The organism is Acidovorax sp. Root219 (genome assembly GCF_001428665.1).
GTDB lineage: Bacteria > Pseudomonadota > Gammaproteobacteria > Burkholderiales > Burkholderiaceae_C > Acidovorax.
Window position 1 is genome coordinate 44,407 of sequence record NZ_LMIJ01000012.1, and the last position, 12,328, is coordinate 56,734.

Annotated in this window: 10 protein-coding genes; 6 read left to right on the plus strand and 4 right to left on the minus strand. The window is 67.8% G+C overall.

The window, feature by feature from the left end; translation table 11 throughout:
* Positions 1 to 271 precede the first annotated feature (271 nt).
* Positions 272 to 1,963 carry an ankyrin repeat domain-containing protein gene (locus ASE28_RS15180; RefSeq protein WP_057267350.1) on the plus strand — a complete coding sequence of 564 codons (1,692 nt, stop codon included), beginning with the start codon at positions 272 to 274 and terminating at the stop codon, positions 1,961 to 1,963.
* 379 nt (positions 1,964 to 2,342) lie between these two features.
* Here ASE28_RS15180 and ASE28_RS15185 read toward each other — a convergent pair whose 3' ends face one another.
* Positions 2,343 to 2,747 carry a hypothetical protein gene (locus tag ASE28_RS15185; protein WP_157421992.1) on the minus strand — a complete coding sequence of 135 codons (405 nt, stop codon included), beginning with the start codon at positions 2,745 to 2,747 and terminating at the stop codon, positions 2,343 to 2,345.
* 197 nt (positions 2,748 to 2,944) lie between these two features.
* Complete coding sequence (locus tag ASE28_RS32710) at positions 2,945 to 3,295, minus strand: hypothetical protein (protein WP_057267352.1); 351 nt, start codon at positions 3,293 to 3,295, stop codon at positions 2,945 to 2,947.
* A gap of 563 nt (positions 3,296 to 3,858) precedes the next feature.
* Here ASE28_RS32710 and ASE28_RS15195 point away from each other — a divergent pair.
* Both ASE28_RS15195 and ASE28_RS15200 read left to right on the plus strand, forming a co-directional pair.
* Entirely contained in the window at positions 3,859 to 4,857 is a 999-nt protein-coding gene (locus ASE28_RS15195; RefSeq protein ID WP_057267353.1) for a hypothetical protein, read from the plus strand.
* Positions 4,858 to 5,284: 427 nt separating this feature from the next.
* Positions 5,285 to 5,806: a hypothetical protein gene (locus ASE28_RS15200; protein WP_057267354.1), complete on the plus strand. Its 522-nt coding sequence runs from the start codon at positions 5,285 to 5,287 to the stop codon at positions 5,804 to 5,806.
* 34 nt (positions 5,807 to 5,840) lie between these two features.
* Here ASE28_RS15200 and ASE28_RS15205 read toward each other — a convergent pair whose 3' ends face one another.
* Positions 5,841 to 6,554: an alpha/beta hydrolase gene (locus ASE28_RS15205; protein WP_162262256.1), complete on the minus strand. Its 714-nt coding sequence runs from the start codon at positions 6,552 to 6,554 to the stop codon at positions 5,841 to 5,843.
* 209 nt (positions 6,555 to 6,763) lie between these two features.
* Here ASE28_RS15205 and ASE28_RS15210 point away from each other — a divergent pair, with 209 nt between their 5' ends.
* A complete protein-coding gene (locus tag ASE28_RS15210) occupies positions 6,764 to 8,329 on the plus strand; it encodes a glycine betaine ABC transporter substrate-binding protein (RefSeq protein ID WP_057267356.1) in 1,566 nt (521 codons plus the stop codon).
* A 125-nt stretch (positions 8,330 to 8,454) separates the two neighbouring features.
* Positions 8,455 to 9,846, plus strand: coding sequence for a hypothetical protein (locus ASE28_RS15215; protein ID WP_057267357.1), 1,392 nt, complete (start codon positions 8,455 to 8,457; stop codon positions 9,844 to 9,846).
* An 81-nt stretch (positions 9,847 to 9,927) separates the two neighbouring features.
* Here the strand turns inward: ASE28_RS15215 and ASE28_RS15220 are convergent, their stop codons facing one another.
* Positions 9,928 to 11,364: a GGDEF domain-containing protein gene (locus tag ASE28_RS15220; protein ID WP_057267358.1), complete on the minus strand. Its 1,437-nt coding sequence runs from the start codon at positions 11,362 to 11,364 to the stop codon at positions 9,928 to 9,930.
* Between the two features lie 227 nt (positions 11,365 to 11,591).
* On the opposite strand from ASE28_RS15220, the gene ASE28_RS15225 reads away from it, so the two are divergent.
* A partial coding sequence (locus ASE28_RS15225; protein WP_157421993.1) for an MCP four helix bundle domain-containing protein occupies positions 11,592 to 12,328 on the plus strand: 737 nt, incomplete at its 3' end.

Below are 12,328 nucleotides of genomic sequence, written 5' to 3' on the forward strand. Positions count from 1 at the left end.
TCCCGCCCTCCGCAAAAGAACAGAAGCAACCACAGACACCAAAGCACGCAGCAACACCAAAACCTGCCGCAACAACGAAACGAAGACCACCGCACATCAGCTAACATCCCACCCGCGGTGCAAGCCGCCCCCGGGCCCGCGGGAAGGGTAGAACCCACTTGCACGGAGGACACCAGCGCCACGCTGCTGCCTTCCCCCACACGCCTGTCCACCGCCTTTTGTGCAGCCGGATCTGCGGGCCATCGGCACATGATGCACGGAGGTTTTCTTCATGACGACGACGCCCTACAAGCGCCTTCCCGCCCGGCCCGACATCGGCCACCTCAAGAAACAGGCCAAGGATCTCCTGGCCTTGTACCGCGGCAACGACGCTGCCGCCTTGCAGCGCTTTCGCACCGCCCTGCCCGCCGCTGCAGGCAAGAGCGACGCCGCCCTCGCCGCCCAGGGCCTGCGCCTGCACGATGCGCAGTCGTGCATTGCGCGCGAATACAGCTTTGCCTCCTGGGCCGACCTGCAGGGCTTTGTCGTCGCGCGCCGGGCCCAGGCCGATGACCCGGGCAAGGCCCTGCTCCACTGGCTCGGCCTGGTGTACGCGGGCGACATCTCGGGTGGCATGAACCGCGCGCGGCCCGCAGTGGCCCTGCGCCTGCTCGAAGACCAACCCGCCTTGCTCGGTGATGGCGACCCCTGGCTGGCCTGCGCCACCGGCGACGAAGCCGTGCTGCGCCAGGCAACCGCACAGGACCCCGGCTGGGTGCACCGCGCGGGTGGGCCGCTGCAGCTGCCGCCACTGGTGGCGGTCACGCATTCCGGCCTGCTGCAGTTGCCAAGCCACCGCGAACGGCTGATCGCCTGCGCACGGCATCTGCTGGCGGCCGGTGCATCGCCCGACCAATCGGTGGGCAACCGCTGGCCCCCGGCCTCGCTGCAGGCACCTGCGGAAACCGAGCGCCTCTCGGCCCTGTACGGCGCTGCCGGCCGCAACCTCGACCCCGAGATGACGAAACTGCTGCTCGGTGCCAGCGCCCACCCCGATGACAACGAATCGCTCTACCACGCGCTCGACAACCCCGAGTGCACCCGGCTGCTGCTCCAAGCCGACGCGCGCATCACCGGCACCAACGCCATGTACCGCGTGCTCGACCTCGACGACCTGGCCACCCTGCAACTGCTGCTGGCGCACGGCGGCGATGCCAACGAAGCACCGCAGGGCCCGCCCACGTCGGACTGGGGCTCGCCGCTGCTGTGGGCCATCCGCCGGCGCCGCTCGCCCGCGCACATCGCAGCCCTGCTGGCCGCAGGCGCCAGGCCCGATGCGCGCATGCAGGACGGCACGCCCGCCCACACCATGGCCCTGCGCTACGGCCTGACCGAGGTGGCACAGCTGCTGCAGGCGGCCACGGCGGGAACCAGCGGCCATGCGCCGCCCGACACGGACGAGGCCTTCATCGCCGCCTGCGCACGCGGCGACGAAGCCGCGGCCCGCGCCCTGCAGGCCGCACACCCTGGCACCATCGGCAGGCTCAGCCCTGCCCAGCTGCGGCTGCTGCCCGAGCTGGCGGCCCAGGGCTGCGGCGATGCAGTGCGCACCATGGTCGCCCTGGGCTGGCCCATCGAGGTGCGCGGTGGCGACTGGGACGCCTCGGCCCTGAACCAGGCCGTGTTCCGTGGCGATGCGGCCCTCGCCCGCTTCCTGCTTGCGCACGGCGCCGACTGGCAGGCCCTGCACGGCTTTGGCGACAACGCCAGCGGCACCCTGTCATGGGCCTCGCTCAACGAGCCCGTGCCCGGCGGCGACTGGATCGGCTGCGCCCAGGCCCTGGTGGCCCACGGCATGCCCGGCGCGCGGCCCGACCCCGAAGGCACGGACGACGGCGCCGTGCTGCTGGGCGGGCGGCGCAGCAGGTTCTCGGAAGACGTGGCGGACTACCTGCTGAGCCAGCCCGCCAGCGCGCAGGCTTAGCGACCGGTTGTGAGACAGGCTGGCACGCTGTGGGTGGCAGTGGCACCCACGCCGCGCCCGCCCACCAGTTGTCAGCAACTGTTCACCCTGTGTCGGGGTGCGACGCGCCCTTGCGTGCGGCCTTGGGCGCGTTACCTGCGCTTGCATCCGGCTTGCGGGCCGCGCGGCGTGAACGGCCCCGTCCTACCGGGGGCGCGCCTGTGTCCCTACCGCGCGGCACGCGCGCAGGTTTCAACATGGGAGGCATGGTGGCACCACGGCCACCGCCATCCTTCAAGGAGCTCCCCATGTCGACCACCCCAGTCTCCCGTTCGCACCGCAGCCTTGCGGCCCCGCTGATCGCCGTGTCGGTACTCGCGCTCACCGTATCGCAGCATGCCTACAGCCAGGGCGGCTTCGGCAGCGCAAGCCCGGCCACGCCGGCCATCTCGACCATTGTCAACCCCAGCACCGCGACCCCGAGCACGGCCACACCCGGCAGTACGCTGGGCACCACCACTTCCACTACGCCGAGCAGCAACAGCAGCATCGGCAACACCACCGTTCCTGGCAATATTCCGAGCAGCATCCCGAGCAGCGGCAACATCGGCAACGCCACCACCAGCCCCTCCAGCATCCCCGGCAGCGTGCCCAGCAGCACCGCCACGCCCACGGCTGCCACCGGCAACCCGAGCACCACCACCACCACCACCACCACACCCACCAGCAACAGCAACAGCAACAGCAGCATCGGCAACGCCAGCATTTCGGGCAATATCCCCAGTGGCATTCCGAGCAGCAGCATAGGTACACCGGGTACGGGCAGCACGGGCACGACAGCAGCCACGACAGGCAATCCGACAGGGAGCGCGGGCACCACCGGTAACGGCACCCCGGCGGGCGGCACCAGCCCTGGCGCGAGCGCGAGCGCCAGCACTGGTGCAGGCAGCGCCACTGGCACAGGCACCGGTATCGCCCCGGGTACCAGCGCTGGTGTCGGGGTCAGCGGCGCAGGCGCGGGCAGCGTGGCAGGTGCGCCTCCTGGCACGGGCTCGGGTGGCAGCACCAGCGCGGGCACACCTGGCAGTGCGGCCGGCACCGCACCCGGTGCGGCCCCAGGCGCTGCAGCGGGTTCTGCAACGGGGAGCGGCGCAGGTGCCGCGAGCAGCGGGGCAGGCAGTGCGGGCGGTAGCGCGGGCGTGGGTGCCGGCGCACCTGGAGCCGGCGCTGTGGGCGCTGGGCCCGGTGCCGGTTCGGGAGCCGGTCCAGGAGTTGGCGCTGGAGCCGGCTCTGCAGGCGCAGGCGCTGGCAGTGCAGGATCCGGTGGTGCCGGTGCTCGTTGATCGACAGCATGACGCTTGCATGCAGGGGTTGAACGGGCCAGTCCACGCACCAAGCCCCTACCCATGCATGCATGCATGCCCGCGCGCGCAATGCCACGCGCTGCGCTGCGCCCCCCGCATCAAAAGACCGACAGCCCCGTGCGGTCGGTGAGCATCTCCAGCGCGCGCCTGCCCAGCAACGACCAGTGGTTTGCAGCCACTGATACGGATTTGCATTCAATCGTATAACTAGGCGGGAAGCCGCAGACAGTGCTGTAGCACGGCANCGTTAGACGGTAGAAGGCAAATTCGTATGAGGCAGGGGCCGCAGGTGCAGGCACAAAAACCGCATTCAACCCGCATTTGTCATCTATTTAGAGGACATACAAACACAGCACAAATCCCTAGCATTTGGTGGGTGCTGGGTGTGGCGCTGCCCATGGTGGTAGCCATGAAGCCATTCACAGCCCGTGCGGAACTGTAGTCGCTCAACCGTGCCGGTTGCGACCGGATCTGCCTTGTGGGTTGCCTGGCTGGCCATCAGCCGGGCTGCCGCCTTTCCCTTCAATCAACCACCGAATCGAAGGTCTCACCGTGAACTCCACTACCGTCTCGTCCGCACTGGCCAACCCACTGGCATCCTTCAACAACCTGCACAAAAACGGCGACCGCGAATGCCTGCAAGGCCCCTCGCACTACGACGCATTGAGTGAGAGCCACCTCCAGGGCATTGCCCAGTACGAGGACCTGTACCTGCTCACCCAGAACCGCTCCGGCCATGACAGCGGAAAACTCTATGTGTTTCGCGTCTCGCCACCCCAGCAATGCATCTTCACCACCCATCTTGATGTCAGCCAGTCGGCTGCTGCGCTGGGGGGCAATGGCCAAGCATTCAACCATCCGGGGGGCGTTCAACTGGCGGGCAAGTACCTGTTTGTGCCGGTGCAGACCGAGGACTACAACAACACCCGCATACAGGTGTACGACGTGCAAGCCCTGACCAGCGACAACCCCTCGATCGCGCTGGTCAACAACAGCCTGATCCCCGACTGCGACGACCGCAAGATCGAGTCCATCGGCGTCGCATTCGACGAAGCCAATGGCACCTACGTGATCGTCGGCCTCCAGGGCAGCGACCTGTACTTCTACCGCACTGCGGGCAGCGATCTTTCGGTGCCGGTCTCGGGCGGCTACGCGTTCACCTGCAAGGTGCCCGAGCACAATGATGCGGGCCCGCAGACCATCAACCTGCTCTACGGTGGGGACGGCCAGCTGTACCTGGTCAACTTCGCTGTGCGGGAGAAGGCGGTGGTGCTCTTCACCGACTACGCCTACCTCTACCAGGTCACTTGGTCAGAGGGCCTCGGAGATCCCGCCTCTGCCAGGCACTTCATCACGCATGGATCGAGCACCCCGGGCGTGAACCAGCCGCACTTCCGCTGGGGCTCCGGCATCCATATCGACGAGACGGGAATCAACCTGCTGGTGACGCAGAGGGTCATGCAGGAGAAGTGCTACATCAACCGCTTCGAGCAAAAGACGGATGGTTCCGACGCCGATGGCGAACCCGAGGGCATCGAAGCCATCGGGTGAGATCGCCCGCAGCACCAATGCTGGAGCCCCCGGTAGCGCCGCCGATGCAGTCGCTCCCGGCGCGGCATCGGCCGGCACCGGGGCTGGTGCGGGCCCCGGAGCAGGCGCAGGTGCCGATGCCGGCGTAGGTGCCTACTCCTCAGGAGTAGGTGCCGGGGCGTCAGGTGGAGGTGCAGGTGCAGGACCTGGCGCTGCTGGCGCAGGTGCCTCCGGCGGCCCCGGCGCGGGTGCAGGGGCTCGCGGACGCCGCGCGACAGAACCCATGGCTACTGTTGCTGCGCCGCCGCAGGATAGCCATGCCCACCTTGTGACAATGGTCAGGCGCCAGCGAAGCGTCACCTAAACTCCCGCAACACAACAACACCAGTGCCGGAGCTGATGGTGGCCCTTCAGGGTCACCCCGGTGCTCCAGGCGGGAGGAGCGACTTTGGGTCACAAGAGCTTTGCGCAGCATATCGCTGACGAGGGTTTGCCGCCCGCGCTGCTGATAGCGATCAACCTGGCCTTGTTGTCGGTGTTCGCAATGGGCATCAAGATCGAGCCGCGAATAGGGCTCTGGACATGCAAACTGATACTCCCGAACCGGCTTTTTGAAGGGCTTGCGGGGGACTACCTCAGCTATCGGATGTCGCTGTATGCGGTTGCCAGCGCCATAGCACTCTTTCTGACCCTGGGAGTGCTGCTGTTTGGCCTGGCGGAACACCTGGGCGGCTCAAAGAACAGGCTGCCCCGCTGGCAGGGGATGTTGTTGGGGGGCGGTATGGGTTGTACCCTCTTGCTCGGCTACCCGCCGCTCGCCCGGAGCAACCTCTCCGTCATGATCAACGACCTGAGCTACTTCGTTCTGACCGCTGTGATTTTCTCGACCCTGCCCTTGATGATGCGTGCCTTCAGCTGGCGGTATGGCCGCAGACGAAGAGGCGTCGAGACCATCCACCAGATGCGCTAGTGACGGCTCGGTGGCGCGCAGAGGCAGACCCCCTTCACCGGCCACCATACCTGCGTTCGCGCAGCCAGTCCATCACGATGGCGTGGTACGTGTCCCGCCAGCGGGCCTGCGAGAGCGCATGGTCGGCCTCCAGCAGCATGTGCCGCACGAGGCTGCGCGCATTGCCGAAGGCCCAGGCATAGCTGTCGATCACGGGGCGCGGCACCACCTGGTCATGTTCGGACTGCACCAGCAGCACATCGCCCTTGAAGGCGGCGCAGGCGGCCAGCGCGCGGTTGCCCTCGGGCGTGTGCACGGTGTGGCGGTAGGCGTTCACCTTGCGCCTTTCCAGATCCTCTTTGGGCAACATCCAGTCCGCATCGGGATAGATCGCGGGTGACCGCAGCACCAGCCAGTCGAACGGGTACATCCCCGCCAACAGGGCCGCCATGTACCCGCCGTAGCTGAACCCCAGCACGCCCACGGCGTCAGGCCGCTCCTGGGCGTGCAGCAATTGGTAGTCGCGCAGCGTCTGGCGCAGGGTGTCCTCGCGGTTCACACGGGCGCGGTCGGCCGCAGGCCAGCTGGCATCAGGCAGATTGCCGCGTCGGCAGTGCCAGCCCTGGGCAGACAGGTCCTGGTCGAGCAGGTCGAACTGGGCCTTGCCATGGTCGTCCCAGCCTGGCAGCACCAGCAAGGCCGGGCGCTGGATGCCATCGGGCCGCAACAGTGGCGCAGCAGGCCGCGCGCTGCCATGCGCAAGGGACAAGGAATCTGCGTGCAAGAAGGCCATATGCCCATGGTGTCCGCGCCTGCGTGCTGCCGGGTGTCAGCGGTGCGGCAGTCAACCCGTAAGACACGCCTGCAACGAGCGGCCCATGCGACGTAGCGGCCGGCATCGCCGCACCGCGCCTGCGCTGACAGCGGGTGGCGCATGCCACCCACGGCGCAGGCCCCAAACCAGCGCAGAATGGCCCGATGAATGTCATACGCCCACTGCGCTTCGCAGCGCACGCGCTCGCCTTCCTCATGGCCGGCGCCCTGCTGTCCCCTGCACTGCACGCGGCCGAGCAACTGGCCATCGGCTCCAAGCGCTTCACCGAAAGCTACATCCTCGGCGAGGTCATCACCCAGGCCGCGCGCCAGGGCGGCGCCACTGCGGAGCACCGCCAGGGCCTGGGCAACACCGCGGTGGTGGTCGAGGCGCTCAAGACCGGCTCCATCGATGTCTACCCCGAGTACCTGGGCACCGTGGAGCGCGAGATCCTCAAGCTGCCCACCGGGTCTTCCAGGCAGGCCATCGACCAGAAACTGCGCGAGATGGGCCTGGCCCTGGGCGTGCCGCTGGGCTTTTCCAACGGCTACGCGCTGGCGGCCAGCGCCGAGGTGGCGCGCAAGCACGGCCTCCAGACCCTGGGCGACCTGCAGAGGGCACCCGACCTGCGCATCGCCATTTCGCAGGAGTTCCTGGGCCGCGAAGACGGCTGGCCCGGCCTGGCCAGGCGCTACCAGTTGCCGCAGCGCCCCACCTCCATCGACCATGGCCTGTCGTACCAAGCGCTGGCCTCGCAGCGCATCGACCTGACCGACATCTACACCACCGACGCGCGCATCGCCGACCTGGGCCTGGTGACGCTGCAGGACGACGCCAACTACTTCCCGCGCTACGACGCGGTGCTGCTCTACCGCGCGGACCTGCCCACGCGCGCGCCGCAGGCCTGGCGCCAGATCGCCGCGCTCGAAGGCCGCATCGACGTCACGCGCATGATCGCCATGAATGCGCAGGCTGAGCTGCACGGCCAGGCGTTCCCGGCCATCGCCGCCGACTTCCTCGCCGGCAAGGCCACGCCGGCCGCTGCACCCGCAACTGCGTCCAGTGCGGCCAGCGCAGCACCGGCGCAGGCTCGCCCGTCCCTGTCCAGTGCCATCTTCGGCGGCAACTTCTGGCGCCTCACGCGCGACCACCTGTGGCTGGTGGCCGTGTCCGTCGGCATCGCCGTGCTCATCGGCATACCGCTGGGCACGCTGGCCGCCGCGCGGGCGTGGCTGGGCCAGGGCATCCTGGGTTTTGTCGGCCTGCTGCAGACCGTGCCCTCGCTGGCCCTGCTGGCCGCGCTGATCCCGCTGCTGGGCCGCATCGGCACCGTGCCGGCCATCGTCGCGCTCAGCCTGTATGCCCTGCTGCCCATCGTGCGCAACACCGCCGTGGGGTTGATGCAGGTGCCCAAGGGCACCCAGCAGGCCGCCGTGGCCCTGGGCATGACGCCCGCGCAAAGCTGGCGCCTGGTGCTGCTGCCGCTGGCCTTGCCCGTGATCATTGCAGGCGTGAAGACCGCCACCGTGATGACCGTGGGCACCGCCACCATCGCCGCGTTCATCGGTGCAGGCGGCTATGGCGAGCGCATTGCGCAGGGGCTGGCGCTCAACGACGGCACCACCTTGCTGGCGGGTGCGATTCCCTCGGCCGGGCTGGCGGTGCTGATCCAGGTGGTGTTCGAGGTGGTCGAGCGCATGTTCCGGCAACCAGGTGCGGCAGCCAGTTGATGCAGCACAAGTAAAAGTTCCCTCGGCGTGAAATGCGTCACACCGCGCCGCTCGCGCGTCCGCCAGCCGGTGCTTCAATGGCGGCTTCGCCACCGCACCGCCTGCATTGACTGCATTGCCCCCGCATGACCACCTACACCAGCCACTGGCTCCAGGCCGCCGCGGCCAGCAACAAGGCTCCGCTGCTGATCAAGATCACGCTGATACCGCATGGCTATGACGGCCATGCCTACTGGAAGCGCCAGGAGGCGCGCGCCTCCGACCGCGAGTTCAAGATGGTGGAGGACCTGCGCCTCGATCCCGATGGCGGCCCCCAGGCCGTGCTGCAGCGCCTGGTGGACCTGCGCCAGGCCCTTGCCAGTGACGGATGGCAGGAGATCGTCGTGCACGACAGCCTGACCCTCTTCCCCAAGGACCTGCTGGACCACCGCCCCAAGACCGATGACGAGTGCCTGATGGACCTGGCGGCGCTGCACACCGAGTGCAGTGACCACGAGAGCGCCCTGGCCGCCCTGCACCGCTGCCGCCACAGCGAACAGGCCTGGTACTGGCACACGGCGGCCCGGCGCGCCCATGCCAACCGGGCGCGCGCCCACCCCGGCCCGCAGGCAGATGGCGACTGGGCTGCAGCCGTCAAGCACGCCATGGTCATCATCCACCAATCTGCAGACGCTAACGCCGCCCAGCCAGACGCCATGTACAGCTTTGGCGACAGTTACCGGCACCCTGCATCGCAACTGGCCGCAGCCGCGCAGACCGTGGCGGAGTACCTGCTGTGCATTGCCGGCGACCCGGAGCAGGCGATGCAGGCCCTGGCCATCGCCGATGCCACAAACCATGGCACTAACCAGCTGCAGCAGTTGAAGGTGACAGCGCTGCTGCAGCTCAAGCGCAGCACCGAGGCGTACGAGGCCCACCTGAAGTGGCGCCTGCAGATGCCCGAGGTGCTCGAATCCCCCGGCTACCGGGCCTTCGTCGACCAGCAACAGACGCAGGCGTGCAGCGCCGAAAGCCAGCGCGTCAGCCAGCTGCGCTTTGAAACCGCCCCGGGCAGCCCGGCCTCCGAAAGCGATCTCGAACAACTGCTGCGGCGCTTTCCCCAGCCATCGCATGCCTACCTGCAATGGATCACCCAGGCAGAGCGGCACCAGCTCACCGTGGTCGATGGCGAGGGCAGCGAAACCTACGAGCTGTTCAGCATCTCCGCCGCGCTGGACAAGCACGAAGAGCTGCTGGGCTGGCTCAGCCTGCACGACGAAAGCTCGCCCGAGCTGGCAGAGGAGATCCGCAGCGCCATCGCCGACAGCGGCATCGACCCGCAGCACATGCTGCCCATCGTGGGCGCCGAGAACGCCTCGGACTGCTTTGTGCTGCGCATGGATGGCCCCGGCGCGGGCGGCATCTACTTCTGGGCGCACGACGAATGCACCGTGTTCAGCCCCATCGTGGACAGTGCCGACCAGTTGTTCCCGTGGCTGCAGGCGCAGGCCCGGGCGGGCGCGACCTTCGTGCTCTGAGAGCAGGGCATGGCGGCGTCTGGGCAGCCGGTTGCGCCGGCAGGCCCGGTCGGCCCATAGCATTCCCGCGCGCTGAAGGGCTCAGGACAAACCCGCTGCGTCGAGCAACACGATGCGGTTGCGGCCCGCGTCCTTGGCCTGGTAGAGCGCCTTGTCCGCCATGGCGATCATGTCCTGCGGGGTCAGCGCCTCGTCCCCGCGCATGGCCGCAATGCCGGTGCTGATGCTCACCACTGCACCCGTCGAGCATTCGCGGTGGGCAATCGACAGGCCCGCCACGGCCGCCTGCGCCCCAGCGGCAATGTGCATGGCACCCACCGAATCGGTCTCTGGCAGCACCAGGGCGAACTCTTCGCCGCCATACCGCGCAGCCAGGTCCGAGGGGCGCTTGCCATGGGCCTGCAGCGCGTGGGCAATGGCTTTGAGGCATTCATCGCCCAATTGGTGCCCATAGGCATCGTTGTAGGCCTTGAAGTGGTCCACGTCCAGCAGCACCAGCGCCAGCGGCCGCCGGTGGCGCTGGGCCAGGGCCACGTGCTCCGCCAGGTGGATGTCGAACGCCCGGCGGTTGGCCAGCTCGGTCAGCCCGTCCTGCATGGACGAGCGCCACAGCGTCTCGTTGGCACTTTGCAGCGCGGTGGTCAGCGCCCGCAGCCGGGCGTAATGCCGCGCGTTCTCGCCGAGCAGCACGATCAGCAGCACGCCCGCAGCCACCAAGCCATAGATGCGCCCCAGGTACCAGCCCAGGTCGTAGCGCCCGGCGTTCAGCACGGCTGCCAGGGCCAGGTCCAGCAGCCAGACACACAACGCCACCATCAGCCAGATGTCCAGCAGCGAATGGGGCCGGCTCCAGAAAAGAACCGCCAGCGCCCCGAAGCTCAGCACCCAGATGCCGATGAGAAACGCCTTGCCGGTGGCCGTGGTGCGGTTGCCGTCCAGAAACACCGGCAGCCATTCATGCCCCGAGGTGGCAAAGACGGTGAACCCCGCCACCAGCGCCAGCACCAGGGCCGTGGTGGCGGCGACCGCACGCAAGGCCCGGCGACCGCTTGGCCGCACAGCGCCCCGCACCCCACGCCGCCTGGCCACCACGTAGGCCACCACCCCCAGCGGAAAGCCCGCGTGCCACAGCATGTACAGGGCCGACGAGGTCTGGGGCCCGGACCCCAGCAAGCCCGTGGGCGCAAACAGGCCCGGGAAGATGAGCGCATAGGCTGCCGTCACCGTGGCGTTGAACAGATACACCCCCCCCAGCACCAGCAGCCCTGCGGACTTCAGGGCCCGGTAGTGGCCAAACAGCAATACGGCCGTGACCAGATCGAAGATCACCAGCGCGGTGACGTAGATCGGAATGAAGGCCGCAAATGCTGCGAGCGGCACCTTGGCATACGGCAGTGCCATGGCGCCAAGCGCCAGCGAAAGAACGACCGCAGTGCCGGCGACCACCTTCTCACGGGTGCCCGCCGGTTCGCTGGCCAGCGGGGCCATGGAAAGCCCGGGGGACGCAGTGAGGGGCATGGGGAACCTTCTGCGTGATGTCCCGGCCATGCTAGTCTCTTGTTACAGAAAATACCATTTGCTTACATAGCATTCCAGCAACGGCCCGGCACCTGGCCTTGCAATTTCCTGCTTAGTGAATCGGGAAACCTTGACTATGCTGTTTCTCAGCGCGTTCTTGGATCAGGTCGCCAGTTCGAAGCGGCATGCAGCGCGCCACCTTCAAAACACCCCGAGGGAGAACTGCCATGGACAAGATGACAATCGCCACCCGGCTCGCAGTGGCGTTCACAGCCATGGTGCTGATGCTCATTGCGCTGGGCGCCACCAGCCTCATGCGGTCCGCAGAACAGCGCTCCGAGCTGAGCGACGTCATCGACACCCGCGTGCCGATCACCAAGGCGCTGGGTGTGCTGGCGAACAGCGTGAACACCCAGGCGATCCAGTACCGCAACCTGGTGATCTTCAGTTCAGAGCCCGTCACCAAGTCAGCCCACGAACAGATCACCTCTGCGCGGGCCACCACGGCCGACCAGTACAAGCTGCTGGACACACTGATCTCCTCGCCCAAAGGGGAGGAGCTGCTGGCCAGCATGCTCAAGGCGCGTGCCGATTTCTACATGCGCGGCGACGAGTTCCTGGCCCTGGTGCAAAAGGGCCAGAAGGACGAGGCGATCAAACTGCTGGAAGAAAAGCTGCGCCCCATCCAGCTCGACTACCAGAAGACGCTGCGCGACCAGGTGGAGTTCCAGGCGCAACTCACCGACGAAGCCGGCAAGGAGGCCGAGGAAGCCGCCGCGGCCCTGCAGCGCGACGTGATGATCGCCGGCGCACTGGCGGTGGCGCTGGCGATCTTCCTGGCCATCACCATCATCCGCTCCATCACCCGCCCCCTGGCCCAGGCCGTGCAGGCCGCCGACCCCGTCGCCGCAGGCGACCTCAGCGGCACCATCGTCGTGCAGTCCCGCGATGAAACCGGCCACCT